The 16,449-nt window shown below is 64.0% G+C and carries 17 protein-coding genes; 8 read left to right on the forward strand and 9 right to left on the reverse strand.

Going from position 1 to position 16,449, the window contains the following annotated elements; translation table 11 throughout:
* Positions 1 to 5: 5 nt before the first annotated feature.
* A complete protein-coding gene (locus HV675_RS04360; RefSeq protein WP_175109534.1) occupies positions 6 to 848 on the reverse strand; it encodes an outer membrane protein assembly factor BamE in 843 nt (280 codons plus the stop codon).
* A 177-nt stretch (positions 849 to 1,025) separates the two neighbouring features.
* Between HV675_RS04360 and fur the strand changes: the two genes are divergently transcribed.
* Positions 1,026 to 1,454 carry a ferric iron uptake transcriptional regulator gene (gene fur, locus HV675_RS04365; protein WP_175109535.1) on the forward strand — a complete coding sequence of 143 codons (429 nt, stop codon included), beginning with the start codon at positions 1,026 to 1,028 and terminating at the stop codon, positions 1,452 to 1,454.
* A gap of 140 nt (positions 1,455 to 1,594) precedes the next feature.
* On the opposite strand, the gene HV675_RS04370 is transcribed toward fur, so the two are convergent.
* The 3 genes from HV675_RS04370 to tkt form a co-directional block, all read right to left on the reverse strand.
* A complete protein-coding gene (locus tag HV675_RS04370) occupies positions 1,595 to 2,104 on the reverse strand; it encodes an ureidoglycolate lyase (RefSeq protein WP_175109536.1) in 510 nt (169 codons plus the stop codon).
* A gap of 339 nt (positions 2,105 to 2,443) precedes the next feature.
* Complete coding sequence (gene gap, locus HV675_RS04375) at positions 2,444 to 3,454, reverse strand: type I glyceraldehyde-3-phosphate dehydrogenase (protein WP_175109537.1); 1,011 nt, start codon at positions 3,452 to 3,454, stop codon at positions 2,444 to 2,446.
* A gap of 119 nt (positions 3,455 to 3,573) precedes the next feature.
* On the reverse strand, positions 3,574 to 5,604 hold the full coding sequence (tkt, locus tag HV675_RS04380; protein ID WP_175109538.1) for a transketolase: 2,031 nt from the start codon (positions 5,602 to 5,604) through the stop codon (positions 3,574 to 3,576).
* Positions 5,605 to 5,954: 350 nt separating this feature from the next.
* Here tkt and speE point away from each other — a divergent pair, with 350 nt between their 5' ends.
* From speE to HV675_RS04395, 3 genes are all read left to right on the forward strand, one after another.
* On the forward strand, positions 5,955 to 6,839 hold the full coding sequence (gene speE, locus HV675_RS04385; RefSeq protein ID WP_246270095.1) for a polyamine aminopropyltransferase: 885 nt from the start codon (positions 5,955 to 5,957) through the stop codon (positions 6,837 to 6,839).
* A 112-nt stretch (positions 6,840 to 6,951) separates the two neighbouring features.
* Positions 6,952 to 7,365 (forward strand): VOC family protein, encoded by a 414-nt coding sequence (locus HV675_RS04390; protein ID WP_175109540.1) that lies wholly within the window; start codon positions 6,952 to 6,954, stop codon positions 7,363 to 7,365.
* Between the two features lie 19 nt (positions 7,366 to 7,384).
* Complete coding sequence (locus HV675_RS04395) at positions 7,385 to 8,125, forward strand: 16S rRNA (uracil(1498)-N(3))-methyltransferase (protein ID WP_175109541.1); 741 nt, start codon at positions 7,385 to 7,387, stop codon at positions 8,123 to 8,125.
* 165 nt (positions 8,126 to 8,290) lie between these two features.
* Here HV675_RS04395 and HV675_RS04400 read toward each other — a convergent pair whose 3' ends face one another.
* The 3 genes from HV675_RS04400 to HV675_RS04410 all read right to left on the reverse strand — a co-directional run bounded on the left by HV675_RS04400 (position 8,291) and on the right by HV675_RS04410 (position 12,111).
* Positions 8,291 to 8,860, reverse strand: coding sequence for a barstar family protein (locus HV675_RS04400; protein WP_175109542.1), 570 nt, complete (start codon positions 8,858 to 8,860; stop codon positions 8,291 to 8,293).
* Positions 8,861 to 8,876: 16 nt separating this feature from the next.
* Complete coding sequence (locus tag HV675_RS04405; RefSeq protein ID WP_175109543.1) at positions 8,877 to 9,296, reverse strand: ribonuclease; 420 nt, start codon at positions 9,294 to 9,296, stop codon at positions 8,877 to 8,879.
* Between the two features lie 478 nt (positions 9,297 to 9,774).
* Positions 9,775 to 12,111, reverse strand: coding sequence for an NADP-dependent malic enzyme (locus tag HV675_RS04410; protein ID WP_175109544.1), 2,337 nt, complete (start codon positions 12,109 to 12,111; stop codon positions 9,775 to 9,777).
* 172 nt (positions 12,112 to 12,283) lie between these two features.
* Here HV675_RS04410 and thiL point away from each other — a divergent pair, with 172 nt between their 5' ends.
* The 4 genes from thiL to HV675_RS04430 all read left to right on the forward strand — a co-directional run bounded on the left by thiL (position 12,284) and on the right by HV675_RS04430 (position 15,159).
* Positions 12,284 to 13,324 carry a thiamine-phosphate kinase gene (gene thiL, locus HV675_RS04415; RefSeq protein ID WP_175109646.1) on the forward strand — a complete coding sequence of 347 codons (1,041 nt, stop codon included), beginning with the start codon at positions 12,284 to 12,286 and terminating at the stop codon, positions 13,322 to 13,324.
* Complete coding sequence (locus HV675_RS04420; protein ID WP_175109545.1) at positions 13,314 to 13,928, forward strand: phosphatidylglycerophosphatase A family protein; 615 nt, start codon at positions 13,314 to 13,316, stop codon at positions 13,926 to 13,928. Before thiL ends, HV675_RS04420 begins: the two co-directional genes overlap by 11 nt.
* Before the next feature lie 147 nt (positions 13,929 to 14,075).
* Positions 14,076 to 14,576, forward strand: coding sequence for a CinA family protein (locus tag HV675_RS04425; RefSeq protein ID WP_175109546.1), 501 nt, complete (start codon positions 14,076 to 14,078; stop codon positions 14,574 to 14,576).
* Positions 14,577 to 14,643: 67 nt separating this feature from the next.
* The gene (locus tag HV675_RS04430) at positions 14,644 to 15,159 is read left to right on the forward strand and encodes a cupin domain-containing protein (RefSeq protein WP_175109547.1); all 516 of its coding nucleotides are present in this window, start codon (positions 14,644 to 14,646) and stop codon (positions 15,157 to 15,159) included.
* 42 nt (positions 15,160 to 15,201) lie between these two features.
* On the opposite strand, the gene HV675_RS04435 is transcribed toward HV675_RS04430, so the two are convergent.
* Positions 15,202 to 15,435 carry a helix-turn-helix domain-containing protein gene (locus HV675_RS04435; RefSeq protein ID WP_343056761.1) on the reverse strand — a complete coding sequence of 78 codons (234 nt, stop codon included), beginning with the start codon at positions 15,433 to 15,435 and terminating at the stop codon, positions 15,202 to 15,204.
* An 89-nt stretch (positions 15,436 to 15,524) separates the two neighbouring features.
* Positions 15,525 to 16,340: an orotidine-5'-phosphate decarboxylase gene (pyrF, locus tag HV675_RS04440; protein WP_175109548.1), complete on the reverse strand. Its 816-nt coding sequence runs from the start codon at positions 16,338 to 16,340 to the stop codon at positions 15,525 to 15,527.
* Positions 16,341 to 16,449 lie beyond the last annotated feature (109 nt).

A 16,449-nucleotide genomic window follows, 5' to 3' on the forward strand; every position in this document is an offset into this window, starting at 1 on the left:
CTCGATCAGGACGACGGCTGCGATTGCGGCTGCGCTGGCGCCTGCGGATTGCTGCTCTGCGGACCCGTCGGCCCGACCGGATTGTCCTGCGGCACGCCCTGGATCGACGGCGGCGCCGGACGCTGGAAGTGGAACTGCGGCTGGCCCGGCGCCGTCGCGTTCTGCGGCACGCCACCATTGGACTGCGGCGTGCCCGAGCGCACCGAAGGCGTCGTTCCCGCCGCCGGCGCCTGTACCGCATTCGTCAACCGGTTCGCGGCCTGCGCCGCCTGCGCGTTCGGATCTTCAAGCGGCAAATTGCCCGCCTGCGCCGCTTCGGCGGTCGGTGACAGCGCGGTGTCCGGCGTCGTGGGCAGCGGCGGCGCCGCCGCTACGGCCGCGGAAGCGCCGGATGCGGCCGCTGCCGGCGCACTCGCACCGCTCGCGGCTATCGCTGTCGCATGGACCTTCTTGCCCGCCTTGTCGCCGTCGATATCGGCAAGCAATTCGAGGTTCGACGGCAAATCTTCACCGCCCGACCAGCTCGCAACGCGATCGTTCGCGAAAATCACGATGAAATCGCGCTGCTGGACGATCGATGTCGAGCCGCGTTTGAAATAGAACAGGTAATCCCAGCGATCAGCATGGAACATGTCTGCGAGCAGCGGCGTGCCGAGCAGCTGGCGCACCTGCGCGCGCGACATGCCGACCTGCATTTGCGCCGCGGCTTCGCGCGACACGAAATTGCCTTGCACGACAGTAATGCGATACGGCGTGATGCTCTGCGCGATTTTCTGCGTCACGTTATCGTATGTGGAACAGCCGGCAACCAGCGCGACGGCCGCGGCGGCGAGCAAGGTACTCCGCATGCGGCTCCCCCAATAGAACAATACAGATTTTGGAATCATTTCCCTCACCGTGCGGGCTCCCTCAGCGGGTAAATTAAAGGCCGCTGAGCCGCGCAAGTTGTTTCCCGTCGAAGATGACCTGAACGACAAATCGAATTACTATTAGAACCCTGCATTGTACTCTAGGGATCCCTTGCCATGACCAATCCAACCGATCTGAAGAATATCGGGCTCAAGGCGACCCTACCGCGCCTCAAGATTCTCGAGATCTTCCAGCACAGCCCCGTGCGTCACCTGACCGCCGAAGACGTGTATCGCAATTTGCTGCACGAAGAGCTGGACATTGGCCTCGCCACGGTTTACCGCGTGCTCACACAATTTGAGCAGGCCGGCTTGCTGACGCGCAGCAATTTCGAATCGGGGAAAGCGGTTTTTGAGCTGAACGAAGGGACGCACCACGACCATCTCGTGTGCATCGATTGCGGCATCGTCGAGGAATTCTTCGACCCCGAAATCGAAAATCGCCAGCAGGCAATCGCGAAACAGCGCGGCTTCCGCCTGCAGGAACATGCGCTCGCGCTGTACGGCGCATGCACGAAGGAAAACTGCCCGCATCGCAAGCATTGACGCGCTGTCTGGTTGCGGCAGCATACCAATCAGACGTTGCGGCAACCTATCCGTAGACGGTCAAAACGAAAAGACCCGTTCCGATGAAAATCGAACGGGTCTTTTTTTTCGGGCAAGCGACGCGGCGACCCAGCGGCGGTTCACGTCTGAGCGAGACCGGGCTCCAGCAGGAGTCGCCACGGCTCAGGCAGCGATTGCTCGTCGCAATTCGGGCCTTCGCCGCCACGGTCGACGACGATAAAGTCGCTCACGCGTTCGAGTGCGAGCAGCGGATGATGCCAGACACCTTTCGCATAGTTGACGCCTTGCCAACCTTGCGTGACAAACGCACGCAAACGCGATGAATCCAGTTCGCCGGCCGGCGCAACCACGATCGCATAGCGCAGGTCGGCAAGCGGCAGAAAAGCCTGGCTGCCCAGCGGATGCCGCTCCATCATCGAAATTTCGATTGGCAGCGCGCGCGGCTGACCGCGAAATACGTTGATCAGCGGCCGGCCGCCCGCTGCGCCGACATCGACGCGCGCGAGGTCATGAAAGCGCTCGGTCGTGCCGCCATTGATCGGATAATGCCGCGCGCCATCCAGTTCGATCACATCGCCGAACGGCGCGAAGGCTTCGCGCGTCAGCCGCTCGATTCGTAAGGTATTCATCGCCGCTCTCCGTCCGTTCAGCGGGTTTTTCCCGCAGTCGCAGGCCAGACATACCGCCGCTATTGGCCCGGGTCGAGATTGAATCGTACATGCGTCGCCGGGCCGGGTGCAGGATCTACGATCCGAAAGACATCGCGAGCAGCAGCGGAAGCCACGGGCAACGCGATCAACGCTCATATCGTGAACGTCGCAGCCGCACGACGGCACACTTTTTTCTGACACTGGCGATAAAAAAGGCTGCCTCGCGAGGCAGCCTTTCTGCACAGCAGCACAGCCAAACGACGGGTCCAAACGCCTTTCGATTAAAACGCCTGACTTCGTCGCCCGGCCTGAACCCGCTTACTTCGCGTTCGCGAACGCCACCGCCGTATCGAGCATCCGGTTCGAGAAGCCCCACTCGTTGTCGTACCAGCTCGACACCTTCACGAGACGGCCCGACACTTTCGTGAGGGTCGCATCGAACGTCGACGAAGCCGGGTTATGGTTGAAGTCGATCGACACGAGCGGCGCCGTGTTGTAGCCGAGAATGCCCTTCAACGCGCCTTCCGACGCTTCCTTCATGATCGCGTTCACTTCATCGACCGTCGTATCGCGCTTCGCGATAAACGACAGATCGACGATCGACACGTTGATGGTCGGAACGCGAATCGCATAACCGTCCAGCTTGCCGCTCAGTTCCGGCAGCACGAGACCGATCGCCGAGGCGGCGCCCGTCTTCGTCGGAATCTGGCTGTGCGTGGCCGAGCGCGCGCGGCGCAGGTCTTCGTGATACACGTCGGTCAGCACCTGATCGTTCGTGTACGCGTGAATCGTCGTCATCAGGCCGTTTTCGAGGCCGATCTTGTCGCTCAGCGGTTTGACGAGCGGCGCGAGACAGTTCGTCGTGCACGATGCGTTCGAAATGACCGTATGCGTGGCCTTCAGCGCCTGGTGATTCACGCCGTAGACGATTGTCGCGTCGACGTCCTTGCCGCCCGGCGCCGAAATGATCACCTTCTTCGCGCCGCCCTTCAGGTGCGCGCTCGCCTTCTCTTTCGTGGTGAAGAAGCCCGTGCATTCCATCACGACGTCGACGCCGAGTTCGCCCCACGGCAGTTCGGCCGGGTTGCGGTTCGCCAGCACGCGGATCTTGTCGCCGTTCACGACGAGGTTCTCGCCGTCCACTTTCACTTCACCCGGGAAGCGGCCGTGCGCGGTGTCGTACTGGGTCAGATGCGCATTGGTGTTGGCATCGCCGAGGTCGTTGATCGCCACGATCTGCAGGTCGTGTTTCTTGCCGTTCTCGTAAAACGCACGCAGCGTGTTCCGGCCAATCCGGCCATAGCCGTTGATTGCGACGCGAATCGTCATTGCTCTCTCCTGATGACTAAAAAAAACCTGCACGTTGCGGCTGCGAACCGCGCTGCCAGTCCTGCTGCACCGCGCCCGCGGCTCTCTCGCCGAGCGCGCGGCCGCGGCGCCGGCGCACGTCAGCCGAGCGCGGCCCTGGCCGTCTCCACCACCTTCTCGACGGTAAAGCCGAAATGCTTGAAGAGCGCACCTGCGGGCGCCGATTCGCCGAACGTGTCGATACCGACCACGCCGCCTTCGAGGCCCACATACTTGCGCCAGAATTCCGTCACGCCCGCTTCGATCGCGACGCGCCGCACGCCGGCCGGCAACACGCGTTCGCGATACGCGGCGTCCTGGCGATCGAACGCGTTGGTCGACGGCATCGACACGACGCGCGCCGCGATGCCCTCGCGCGCGAGCGGCTCGACCGCCTTCATCGCCAGCTCCACTTCCGAGCCGGTCGCGATCAGGATCACCTTGCGCGCGGGGACATCGTCGCTCCAGTCGCGCAGCACATAGCCGCCCTTCGCGATATTCGCGATCTGCGCGTCGGTGCGCTCCGAGAACTGCAGATTCTGCCGGCTGAAGATCAGGCACGACGGACCTTTGTGCTCGATCGCCTGGGTCCACGCCACCGCGGTTTCCACGGTATCAGCCGGACGCCACACCGTCATATGCGGAATCAGACGCAAGCTCGCGACATGTTCGATGGACTGGTGCGTCGGGCCGTCTTCGCCCAGACCGATCGAATCGTGGGTGAACACGAAAATGCTCGGCGCCTTCATCAGCGCGGCGACGCGCAGCGCGTTGCGGCTGTAGTCGGAGAACGTCAGGAAGGTGCCGCCGAACGCCTTGTAGCCGCCGTGCACGGTCATGCCGTTCAGCGCGGCGCTCATGCCGAACTCGCGCACGCCGTAGTTGATGTGATTGCCCCACTGGATGCCGCTCGCGCCTTCCTTGCGCGCGCGCACCGGCTTGCTCGCCTTCCAGTTCGTGAGATTCGAGCCCGTCAGGTCGGCCGAACCGCCGAGCAGTTCCGGCAGCACCGCGGCGAGGCCTTCGATGGCCTGCTGCGACGCCTTGCGCGTCGCGACGGTTTCCTTGCGATCGTTCGCGCCGGCGATGATGGCCTGCGCCTTGTGCGCCCAGTCCGCGGGCAGCTTGCCGGCCATCCGGCGTTCGAACTCGGCCGCCTCATGCGGGTACTTCGCGCGGTAGTCGGCGAAACGCCTGTTCCACTCGCCTTCGACGCTCGCGCCCGACTCCTTCGCGTCCCACGCCGCATAGACATCCTGCGGAATCACGAACGGCTCCGAGGTCCAGCCGATGTTCTTGCGCGTCGCCGCGATTTCGTCGGCGCCGAGCGGCGCGCCGTGCGCATCGTGCGAACCCGCCTTGTGCGGCGCGCCTTCGCCGATCACCGTCTTGCAGCAGATCAATGTGGGCTTGTCCGACTGCTTCGCTTTCCTGATCGCCGCATCGACCGCGTCGACATCGTCGCCCTTCACGTTCGGGATCACGTTCCAGCCGTACGCTTCGAAGCGCTTCGGCGTGTCGTCGTGGAACCAGTTCACCACTTCGCCGTCGATCGAAATGCCGTTGTCGTCGTAGAAGCAGATGAGCTTGTTCAGCTTCAGCGTGCCCGCGAATGAACAGGCTTCGTGCGAGATGCCTTCCATCAGACAGCCGTCGCCGAGGAACACGTACGTGTGGTGATCGACGATCTTCGCGTCGGGCTTGTTGAACTCCTCGGCGAGCAGCGCCTCCGCCAGCGCCATGCCGACCGAATTCGCGAGACCCTGGCCGAGCGGGCCGGTGGTCGTCTCGACGCCGGCCGTCATGCCGTATTCCGGGTGGCCCGGCGTCTTCGAATGCAGTTGACGGAAGTTCTTCAGTTCTTCCATCGGCAGGTCGTAGCCGGTCAGATGCAGCAGCGAGTACAGCAGCATCGAGCCGTGCCCGTTCGACAGCACGAAGCGATCGCGGTCGGCCCAATGCGGATTCTTCGGGTTATGACGCAGATGGCGCGACCACAGCGCAACTGCAATTTCCGCCATGCCCATCGGCATACCGGGGTGGCCTGAGTTCGCCTGCTGAACAGCGTCCATAGCCAGCGCGCGAATTGCGTTGGCCATCAGGGAGGTCGGGGCGGGAGAGGAGGTCGTCATGTCTGATCCGGAGAACGAGTCCAAAAAGCGAAGTGCGGGCGGTAGCCCGCAAGCCTGGCGGCCAGTCAACCTCGGCGTGCCTCGGCAGACCTCGCGAGGCCGATCCGGGCCAACCCGGGCCAACCCGGGCCAACCCGGGCGATCAATCAGGGCGCCGGTGACGCCGCCCGTGATGCCGCCTGTGCTGCGGGGCCAGCAATCGGATGAGGCTGCAGGACGAGGCTACAAAGCGGAATATTCTAACAGAGGATCGGCTTTGTCCCCCTTGCCGGGACGGCTTGGCGCGGCTGTGCGGCCCTTATAATCTGCGCATTGCAACTTGCCGCGCACCCCTTGCGCACCGCCGTTCCGTGAGCGCTTCGCTATTGTTCCAACCCGCGCCCGACGCCGTCTACGGTTTTCCGAACGCGCGTCGACTCGAGCGCGTCGATTCGCCGCATCAGCACATCGAGGTCTGGGACACACCGCAGCTCGGCCGCCTGTTTACGCTCGACGGCCGGCCGATGACGTCGAGCGGCGACGAGTTCATCTATCACGAATGCATGACGCACCCGGCCGCGCTCGCCCATCCGGCGCCGCGCGCGGCGCTGGTGCTCGGCGGCGGCGACGGCGGCGCGGCGAAACAGTTGCTGGCGCATCGGAGCATCGAGCGGATCGTGGTCGCCGAGCTCGACGATGAAGTCGTGCGCCTCACGCGCAAGCATTTACCCGAGGTGCATGGCGGCGCATTCGACGATCCGCGCGTCGAGCTCGTGATCGGCGATGCAGCCGAATACGTCGCGCAGTGCGCCGCCCGCGCGGACGGCCTGTCGTTCGACCTGGTCGTCTTCGATCTGACGCCGCCGGATTCGCCTGCCGCAGGCCTCTATACGACCGCCTTCCTCGCCGGCCTGAAACGCATCCTCGCGCCGCAAGCGGCCCTCTCGCTGCATCTGGGTTCACCGTACTTTCATGCGGCACGCGTCGCCGCGCTCTTGACGGACCTGCAGCAGGTGTTCGCGATCGTTCGTCCGCTTGCGGCCTACGTGCCGCTATATGGTTCGCTCTGGCTGATGGCGATGGCGAGCGACACGCTCGACCCCCTGTCGCTCACTGAACACGAGCTCGCCGCACGGCTCGCGCAACGCGGCCTCTATGGACTGCGTTTCTACGACGCGACGCTGCATGCGGCGCTGTTCGCCGCGCCGCATGCGGTGCGCGATAAACTAGGCCGATTCTTAAAGCCGTCGCCATGACAGTCATGCACAATGCCCCGCTCGATTGGCCGGCGCCCTCCGGATGCGGTCCGGCAGCGAAGCGTCCGGCAGCCTATGCAGACGGGACGACACCAGGATTCAGGAGAGCTCGATGACATCCCCACGCCCAGCCGGAGTGCCGTGGTTGACGCCCTATCTGACGGTCCGCGATGCGCGTATGGCGATCGCGTTCTATGAAGCCGCACTCGGTTTTCGCGTGCGCGACAGCGTGCATGACGACGGCGCGCTGATGCACGTCGAGATGACCTATCAGGACCAGTTGATCGTGATGTTCGCGCCGGAAGGCGCATTCGGCTCGCAGGCGAAGACGCCGAAGAGCGCACACGCGATCGCGCCGCAATCCTTTTATCTGTATGTCGACGACGTCGATGCCGTGTTTGCCCGCGCCATCGCCGCCGGTGCGAAATCGCTGAGCGAGCCGCAGGATCAGTTCTGGGGCGACCGCTTCGCCCAGATCGAAGATCCGGACGGTTATCGCTGGGCGCTCGCGCGCCATCTGCCGTGAATCAATGAGAACTTCGCTTATGCCCCGCTTCTTCGTCGGGACTTCACTCACGCCCGGAGATATCGTGGCGCTCCCGGACGACGTCAATCGACATGTGCAGGTGTTGCGCCTGCAGCCCGGCGACACGATCACGCTATTCAACGGTATGGGCGGTGAATACGGCGCGGAAGTCGTCGATATGGAACGGCGCGGCTCGACGGTGCGCATCGGCGATTTGCGCGACGTCGAAGCCGAGCCGCCGTATCACCTGACGCTTGCGCAAGGCATCGCGGGCAGCGACAAGATGGACTGGCTGATCGAAAAAGCGGTCGAGCTTGGCGCGTCCGCGTTCGCGCCGCTGACGACGACGCGCAGCGTCGTGCGCCTGTCCGGCGAGCGCGCGCAGCGGCGTCAGGTGCACTGGCAGCGCATCGTGCAGGCGTCGTGCGAACAGTGCGGACGCAATCGCCTGCCGGACGTGCTGCCGACGCGCGAACTCGCGACGTGGCTCGGCTCGATGCCGAAGGAACCGGAAGACGGTGAACTGAGGCTGCTGCTTTCGCCGCGCGCGAGTGTGCCGTTTTCCGCGCTGACGCATGAACCACCGAAGCGTCGCGCGCTCGTGCTGATCGGTCCGGAAGGCGGCTTTTCGGCGGCCGAGGAAGCCGCCGCGACGAGTCACGGGTTCACTGCGGTTGGGCTCGGTCCGCGCGTGCTGCGCACGGAAACCGCCGGCATTGCGGTGCTGTCCGCGCTGGCTGCGCGTTGGGGCGGCTGGTAGACCCTGCGCACCCGACGCATCGGCCGCGGTATGTGCATCGCGCCGCCGGGAAAACACAAAAGGGCTCGCCAGTCAGCGAGCCCTTTCTCATTTGGAAACGCGGCGCGGCGGCCGGACATCACCGGTTCATTGAAAAACCGGACGGCACGCCACTGCCGGATCGCTTCACGCGAACGAGTAAAACACCCGGAACGCAACTTTGCGCTCCGCCCAGAATTCCGCCGCCTCGCGGAACACGTCGAGCAGCGTTTCGCGCGCTTCCTTGTCGAATTTCTGCGCCACCGGCAGCGCTTCGAGCACGATCACAAAGCCGGGTTGCGCACCCGCTTTCGCAACGAGATCGGTCAGACAGTCGTACAGCGCGTCGTAGTTTTTGCCGAAGTGTTTCGGGAACAGGAAAGACGTCGCGATGGTTTCCATCACTTCCTGTTTGCTTTGCGCATTTCCGCAGCAGGCAAACAGAAAATGCTGACCGAGCTTCTGCGCTTCGTCGGCCAGATCCTGAACACGAAAAGCGCGAATCGACTGTACGATATTCGGTCGTACGGTCGCAAAAAGACTCATGGATTCCTCGTTCGATAAAGGCGCCGTACCGGCTTCGTGCCCGACCGTCGTACCGCCCTGACCGTCTCCGGCCTCGCGCATCTGCATGACGCGCTGGAAAAGATTGCCGTTACCGGCCGCAAAAAGATCTCTCGCGACTTTGCGGTCGTGCGCGTAGATGTTGTCGCTCATGCCGTATGTCCCGATGTCATTCAATGATGCGATTAAAACTGGTGTAGTGATCGTCGCTGTAATAACAGTTGTCCGTTCGCCTTAATGGACCGCCGCAGACGATGCGGCGCGCTCCGCGGTTATGGGCACGCGGCGTGGGAACAGTGTATTCGTGGTAATAGCCGCGTTGATGCGGCGGCAGCAATCGCTCGCGGTTGCCGAATACGACGCCATCCTTTTCATACGGGTAAGGCCCGCCTGCTGCAATCAAGTTCAAAGTATTGACTGCTTCCCGCGGCAGCTGCGCCACCGCTACGGTGCCAGTGCTGCCCAGTGCCGTGACGTCGCGGCCAAACGCGACAGGACAAAAACCGGCCGCAGGCACAAAACCGCTGCCCAGACCGCCGACCGACAGGACGGCGACCAGCACGCCGTTGCGAAGCCACCCGCGTGCCATGAATCAGGGTTCCCGCTGTTAGATCACGAGTTTGACGACCATGAAAGTCGTAAGGGTATCGCTAATGGACCCCGGAAGCAACGTTCGTTCGGGAAATGAAAGGTTTTAGCCATGACGACCCCAAAACCGGCAAATCGTGCGCGACCCACGGCCTTGACAACTCTTTACAGATAAATTTATCTCAAACAAGATAAAATTCAACCAGGGCGCGATGCGGGGCAATACCTCATGCCTCCTTGCCTCGGGTGTTCTGCAAAACGGAGCGCCAGCATCCGGCCTTTTTTGGGTGATTCATTCCCCTGCTCACCCTGGGCGTGCCCGTTGCGGGCACGCCTTTTTTTGACGGGAAGGCCACAACCGGTTGGCGAAAAAAGAAAACGCCGCGGTTCGCTTGCGCTTGACCGCGGCGGTTCGATGCGAGGCGACGCGCGCCTCACGTTGCTGACGTTCGCGCTACCGTTCGCCCGTTCGCGTAGCTTTAACGCGCGGCGGACACATCCGCCACGAGCAGCGCCGTCATGTTGACGATGCGGCGCACCGTCGCCGATGCGGTCAGCACGTGCACCGGCTTTGCCGCGCCCAGCAGCATCGGGCCGATCGCGATGTTGTTGCCCGCGGCCGTCTTCAGCAGGTTGTACGAGATGTTCGCCGCATCGATATTCGGCAGCACCAGCAGGTTCGCATCGCCTTCGAGCGTCGATTCCGGCAGGATCTCGCGGCGCAGGTTCGCGTCGAGCGCGACGTCGCCGTGCATTTCGCCATCCACCTGCAGGTCCGGCGCGTGTTCTTTCAGCATTGCCAGCACCTCGCGCATCTTCTGCGCGGACGGCGCGTTGCTCGTGCCGAAGTTCGAATGCGACACCAGCGCAACCTTCGGCTCGATGCCGAAACGGCGCACTTCCTCAGCCGCCATCACCGTGATTTCGCACAGCTGTTCAGGCGTCGGATCGACGTTCACGTGTGTATCGACGATGAAGATCTGCCGGTTCGGCAGCACCAGCGCGTTCATCGCCGCATAGACGCTCGCGTTTTCCTTCTTGCCGATCACCTGGTCGATAAAGTGCAGATGGCGGTGCGTCGTGCTGATCGTGCCGCAGATCATGCCGTCGGCTTCGCCCTTCTTCACGAGCATCGAGCCGATCAGCGTCGTGCGGCGGCGCATTTCGAGCTTCGCCATCTGCTCGCTGATGCCCTTGCGCGCCATCATCTTCGCGTACGTTTGCCAGAAGTCGCGATAGCGTTCGTCGTGGTCGGTATTGACGATCGTGTAGTCCTGGCCCGCCACCAGACGCAGACCATAGCGCGCAATGCGCTGCTCGATCACCGCCGGCCGGCCGATCAGAATCGGCCGCGCGAGCTTTTCGTCGACGACGATCTGCACCGCGCGCAGCACGCGCTCTTCCTCGCCCTCGGCGAACACGATGCGCTTCTTCTCGGCCTCGACGCTGCGCGCGAGCTGGAAGATCGGCTTCATCGTCGTGCCGCTGTGATACACGAACTGCTGCAGATGCTGCTCGTACGCGTCCATGTCTTCGATCGGACGGGTCGCGACGCCCGCATCCATCGCGGCCTTCGCGACGGCCGGCGCGACCTTGACGATCAGGCGCGGATCGAACGGCTTCGGAATCAGGTACTCGGGCCCGAACGACAAATCTTGAATGCCATACGCGGTCGCGACGATATCGCTCTGTTCCTGGCGAGCAAGCTCGGCAATCGCATTCACCGCGGCGATTTCCATCTCACGCGTGATAGTGGTTGCGCCCACATCCAATGCGCCGCGGAAGATAAACGGGAAGCACAGAACGTTGTTGACCTGGTTCGGATAGTCGGTGCGGCCGGTGGCGATCACCGCGTCCGGACGCACTTCGCGCGCGGCTTCCGGCAGGATTTCCGGCGTCGGGTTCGCGAGCGCGAGAATGAGCGGCTTGTCGGCCATCTGCCTGACCATCTCCGGCTTCAGCACGCCGGCAGCCGACAGGCCGAGGAACACGTCCGCGCCGCCGATCACTTCCGACAACGTGCGTCCCTTCGTTTCGCGTGCGAAACGCTCCTTGTCCGGGTCCATCAGCTCGGTGCGGCCCTTGTAGACCACACCGGCGAGATCCGTCACGGTGATGTTTTCGAGCGGCAGCCCGAGGTCGACCAGCAGGTCCAGACACGCGAGCGCCGCGGCGCCCGCGCCCGACGTGACCAGTTGCACTTCGTGGATGTTCTTGCCGACCACTTTCAGGCCGTTGAGAATTGCCGCCGCGACGACAATCGCGGTGCCGTGCTGGTCGTCGTGGAAGACCGGAATCTTCATCCGCTTGCGCGCTTCACGCTCGACGATAAAGCAGTCCGGCGCCTTGATGTCTTCGAGGTTGATGCCGCCGAAGGTCGGCTCGAGCGCGGCGATCACGTCGACCAGCTTGTGCGGGTCCGTTTCATTGAGCTCGATGTCGAACACGTCGATGCCGGCGAACTTCTTGAAGAGCGCGGCCTTGCCTTCCATCACCGGCTTCGACGCGAGCGGTCCGATGTTGCCGAGACCGAGCACCGCGGTGCCGTTCGTGACCACGCCGACCAGGTTGCTGCGCGCGGTGAAACGCGCGGCGTCGAGCGGATTCTCAACGATCGCTTCGCATGCGAATGCAACGCCGGGCGAATACGCCAGCGCGAGATCGCGCTGGTTGATCATCTGCTTGGTGGGCGAAACCGCGATCTTTCCCGGGGTCGGGAATTCGTGATAATCGAGCGCGGCTTCACGGAGTTTGCTGTTAGCGGAATTCGACATAGCGAGCCTGAATGGCGGATTAGAATAGAAGTTCGACGGCATTGTAGCGCCAATCCCACAGTTCGAGCCTTTCATTCCGAGTACATCCGCCGCGACCGAAACGGTGTTAAAACGCGCATTTGCGCCGACCGCATTGCAACATTCCGCACTGTATTTGCCATCCTGAATGCCATGCGCGGCTGCCGTCGCCAACCGTACCCCGGACCCTATGCCCATGCTTTCCGAGTTCTCGCTGATCGACCGCTTCTTCGCGCGCCGGGCGGCCCGCATGCGTGCGGCAGGCAGCGCGCATGGCGACGGTGTCAAAGATGTCGAGGACGCGAGCCGCGGCGCCACGCTCGGCATCGGTGACGATTGCGCGCTGATCGCGCCGCCCGCCGGCGAAATGCTGGCGATATCGACCGATATGCTCGTCGAAGGCCGGCACTTCTTCGCCGATGTCGACCCGCATGCGCTCGGTCACAAGGCGCTCGCGGTCAATCTGTCGGACCTCGCCGCGATGGGTGCGAAGCCGCAGGCATTCACGCTCGCGTTTGCGCTGCCGCGCGCGGACGAAGCGTGGCTCGCCGCGTTCAGCGACGGGCTCTTCGAGCTCGCCGAACGCTTCGGCTGCGAACTGATCGGCGGCGACACCACGGCCGGTCCGCTGAATCTCTGCATCACCGTATTCGGCTCCGTGCCGCCGCATGTTGCACTGCGGCGCGACGCGGCTCGAGCGGGCGACGATATCTGGATATCGGGCACGCTCGGCGATGCCCGTGCGGCGCTCGGCATCGCGCGCGGCGAGTGGCACGCCGACGCCGGTGACGCCGCGCACCTGCGCCGCGCGCTCGAACGCCCTGAACCACGCGTCGCGCTCGGTCTTGCACTGCGCGGCGTCGCGCACGCGGCGCTCGATATCTCCGACGGACTCGCCGGCGACCTGATGCATATCCTCGAACGCTCGCACATGAACGCGACGGTCAATGTCGACGCGTTGCCGCGCTCGGCCGCGCTCAGCCGGCTACCGCCCGAGATCCAGCGCCGCTGCACGGTTGCGGGCGGCGACGATTACGAGTTGTGCTTCACGGCGCCTGTCCACGCACGCGCGTCGATTGAAAAAGTCAGTCACAACGCAGGCCTGCTCGCGACTCGCGTCGGTACAATAAGCGCTCCGGATCTGGCCGCTGCCGTACCCGCCATCACGTGGCACGATGCAGCCGGCACGCCGCTTACATTGACGTTGCAAGGCTTCGATCATTTCCATGCAGACTGAACCTTCGGTGGGACCGGCCGGCGAGCAGTCGGCCGGCGCTCCCGCTGCGGGCGATCCGGCGAGCCAGCCGGCGCACCGTGATCTGAACGGCGTCGACAACCGCGGGCCGCGCGAACCGCGGCCGCGGCGCGCGACCGCCCGCTTCATGTTGTCGCACCCCTTTCATCTGATCTCGCTCGGCTTCGGCAGCGGACTGTCGCCGCTTCTGCCGGGCACGATCGGCACGCTGTTCGCGTGGGCGTCGTTCGCGGTCTTCGCGGACCGGCTGACGGTGATCGAATGGGGCGTGCTGGTCATCGCGGGTTTCTTCGGCGGAATCGTGGTCTGCGGCTTCACCGCGAAGCGGCTCGGCAACGACGATCCATCGCCGGTGGTGTGGGACGAAATCGTCGCGTTCTGGCTCGTGCTGCTGATGGTCACACCGGTGTCGCTGACGGGCCAGCTTTGGGCGTTCGCGTTGTTCCGCTTCTTCGACATGGTGAAACCTCCGCCGATTGGTTACTTCGACCGCAGACTGAAAGGCGGTTTCGGCATCATGTTCGATGATCTCGTCGCCGCGTTTTTCACATTGCTCGTGATCGCACTCTGGCGGATGTCGGTCTGAACCACAGCGCATCGCAAAGCCGCGGCGCACGAGACTTCGGCGGCCTCATGAGCGGGCGCCACTAACGGGCGCCATTAGCCGGTGCCATTTGCCGGTGCCATTTGCGGCCCCAGCGGCTCCATTAGCGGGATCAAAGCGGGACACACCATGCCTACCGATACCGTCGTCCACCAACTGTCGATCCGCGCCGGCAACCGCCTGCGCGACGAGCGCCTGATGCTCGCGACCGCCGAATCGTGCACGGGCGGCATGGTCGCGACCGCGATCACCGACATCTCCGGCAGCAGCGGCTGGTTCGAACGCGGCTTCGTCACCTATTCGAATCAGGCGAAGAGCGAAATGATCGGCGTGCCGGCCGATCTGATCGAAAAGCATGGCGCGGTCAGCGAGCCGGTTGCGCGCGCGATGGCCGAAGGCGCGCTGCGCAACAGCCGCGCGCAGGTGTCGCTGGCGATCACCGGCATCGCGGGGCCAGGCGGCGGCACCGAAACGAAGCCGGTCGGGATGGTGTCGTTCGGCTGGAGCAACCGGCTGCATACGGTGGTGGAGACGCTCGTATTCAAGGGCGATCGCGAGCGAATTCGCGTGCAGGCGGCCGAGCATGCGTTGCGCGGATTGCTCAAGCTGCTGGATGAAAGGGAGCGCTGAGGCGTTCTGTTGTTGAAAGTTTCCTTCATCAACGCGTGCGCTTCGGCGCCTTTCAGCCCTTTCAGCCATGCCTACGAATCGACATTCCCGCGACGAACTGATCCGCCGCTTCGACCTGCAGCCGCATCCGGAAGGCGGTTACTACCGCGAGACCTATCGCGCGGCGCAAACCGTGCACCGTCAGGACAACGCGCATGCGCCGCTGTCGGCGTGCACCGCGATCTACTACATGCTGTGCGACGGTGCGCATTCCGCATGGCACCGGTTGAAGTCGGACGAGGTCTGGCACTTCTACGCGGGCGAGCCGCTCGACGTGCATGTGATCGACCGGCACGGCAAGCTGACCACGCATCGCCTCGGCAACGCGCTCACGCATCCGGACACGGTGTTTCAGGCGGTCGTGCTGGCCGGCGACTGGTTTGCCGCCGAATGCGAGGACCCGGCGAGCTTCGCGGTGGTCGGTTGCACGGTCGCGCCGGGGTTCGAGTTCAGCGAGTTCGAGGTCGGCGGGACCGGCCCGTTGCAGGCGCAGTACCCCGCGCATCGGGAGCTGATTGCGCGGCTTGGGGCGCGCGGCGCATGACGGCACAGCGGCGGCGGGTAGGCCGCCGCGCGCTGCTGAAACTCAGGCTGCCTCAAGCGCGATATGATCGCGCCGCCCCAAGGCGGTCGCGATATTGACGAGCGCATCGAGCGAAAACCGCGACACCCGTCCGCGCAGCAGATCATTCATGCGCGGTTGCGTGACGCCGCAATGGCTCGCCGCTTCGGCTGGCGTCCACTCGCTCGTTTGCACGGACTTCAGCAATCTGCTGCACGAGTTCGGCCCGCGCGCCGCGTCCGCAGCCTTAACCGGCACGCGCGCGCAGATTCGCCGCCTGCTCGGGCGTGTCGCCCAGCGCGTCCCAGACGCCTTCGTCATGCTCGGTCCCGTACATCGCGTCTACCCTACCGATACGCGTTGATCGCATCCCGCGTCTTTCGCGCGGCGCTCGCCGCCGCGTCCGCGTAATCATCGCCGTTGCCCGCATAGATAATGGCGCGCGACGAGTTGATCAGCATCCCTGTGCCCGCCGCGCTACGTCCCGCGTGCACCGTCGCTTCGACGTCGCCGCCCTGTGCGCCGATGCCCGGAATCAGCAGCGGCATATCGCCGACGAGCCCGCGCACCACTTCGATTTCCTTCGGAAACGTCGCACCGACGACGAGCCCCAGCTGCCCGGTGGTGTTCCACTTTTCCGCGGCGAGCCGCGCGACCGTTTGATAGAGCGGCCGGCCACCGGCATCGAGAAACTGCAGATCGGAGCCGCCCGGGTTCGATGTCCGGCACAGCACGATCACGCCTTTGTCCTTGTGCGCGAGATACGGTTCGAGCGAATCGAAGCCCATGTAAGGGTTCACCGTCACCGCATCCGCACGGTACCGGTCGAACGCCTCGCGTGCGTACTGCTCGGCGGTGCTGCCGATATCGCCGCGCTTCGCGTCGAGGATCACCGGCAATTCCGGATGTTTCAGATGAATATGCGCAATCAGCTGCTCGAGCTGATCTTCCGCGCGATGCGCGGCGAAATACGCGATCTGCGGCTTGAATGCGCACGCATACGGTGCCGTCGCATCGACAATCTTGCGGCAGAAATCGAAGATCGCGTCCGAGCGGTTCGCGAACGCGCCGGGAAACTTCGCCGGCTCGGGATCGAGCCCGACGCACAGCAGCGAGTTCGTGTTTTGCCAGGCGAGATTGAGCGACTGAATAAAGGAGGACATGGTGAGACCCGCGCGGGCAAGGTGTGCAGATGAGGCGCGTATTTTACCCGCGTCTTTTGCGAAGACTGCAGCGGAAGCCGGTTGCGTTCCGGCCCCCGACCCAGGCGGC

Source organism: Paraburkholderia solisilvae (assembly GCF_902859875.1).
In the GTDB taxonomy this organism is placed as follows: domain Bacteria; phylum Pseudomonadota; class Gammaproteobacteria; order Burkholderiales; family Burkholderiaceae; genus Paraburkholderia; species Paraburkholderia solisilvae.

Bases quoted from the DNA above. Each gene is read 5' to 3' on its own strand.
- HV675_RS04360 (WP_175109534.1), bottom strand. From the start codon at position 848: ATGCGGAGTACCTTGCTCGCCGCCGCGGCCGTCGCGCTGGTTGCCGGC.
- fur (WP_175109535.1), top strand. From the start codon at position 1,026: ATGACCAATCCAACCGATCTGAAGAATATCGGGCTCAAGGCGACCCTA.
- HV675_RS04370 (WP_175109536.1), bottom strand. From the start codon at position 2,104: ATGAATACCTTACGAATCGAGCGGCTGACGCGCGAAGCCTTCGCGCCG.
- gap (WP_175109537.1), bottom strand. From the start codon at position 3,454: ATGACGATTCGCGTCGCAATCAACGGCTATGGCCGGATTGGCCGGAAC.
- tkt (WP_175109538.1), bottom strand. From the start codon at position 5,604: ATGACGACCTCCTCTCCCGCCCCGACCTCCCTGATGGCCAACGCAATT.
- HV675_RS04390 (WP_175109540.1), top strand. From the start codon at position 6,952: ATGACATCCCCACGCCCAGCCGGAGTGCCGTGGTTGACGCCCTATCTG.
- HV675_RS04395 (WP_175109541.1), top strand. From the start codon at position 7,385: ATGCCCCGCTTCTTCGTCGGGACTTCACTCACGCCCGGAGATATCGTG.
- HV675_RS04400 (WP_175109542.1), bottom strand. From the start codon at position 8,860: ATGAGCGACAACATCTACGCGCACGACCGCAAAGTCGCGAGAGATCTT.
- HV675_RS04405 (WP_175109543.1), bottom strand. From the start codon at position 9,296: ATGGCACGCGGGTGGCTTCGCAACGGCGTGCTGGTCGCCGTCCTGTCG.
- HV675_RS04410 (WP_175109544.1), bottom strand. From the start codon at position 12,111: ATGCCGTCGAACTTCTATTCTAATCCGCCATTCAGGCTCGCTATGTCG.
- thiL (WP_175109646.1), top strand. From the start codon at position 12,284: ATGCTTTCCGAGTTCTCGCTGATCGACCGCTTCTTCGCGCGCCGGGCG.
- HV675_RS04420 (WP_175109545.1), top strand. From the start codon at position 13,314: ATGCAGACTGAACCTTCGGTGGGACCGGCCGGCGAGCAGTCGGCCGGC.
- HV675_RS04425 (WP_175109546.1), top strand. From the start codon at position 14,076: ATGCCTACCGATACCGTCGTCCACCAACTGTCGATCCGCGCCGGCAAC.
- HV675_RS04430 (WP_175109547.1), top strand. From the start codon at position 14,644: ATGCCTACGAATCGACATTCCCGCGACGAACTGATCCGCCGCTTCGAC.
- pyrF (WP_175109548.1), bottom strand. From the start codon at position 16,340: ATGTCCTCCTTTATTCAGTCGCTCAATCTCGCCTGGCAAAACACGAAC.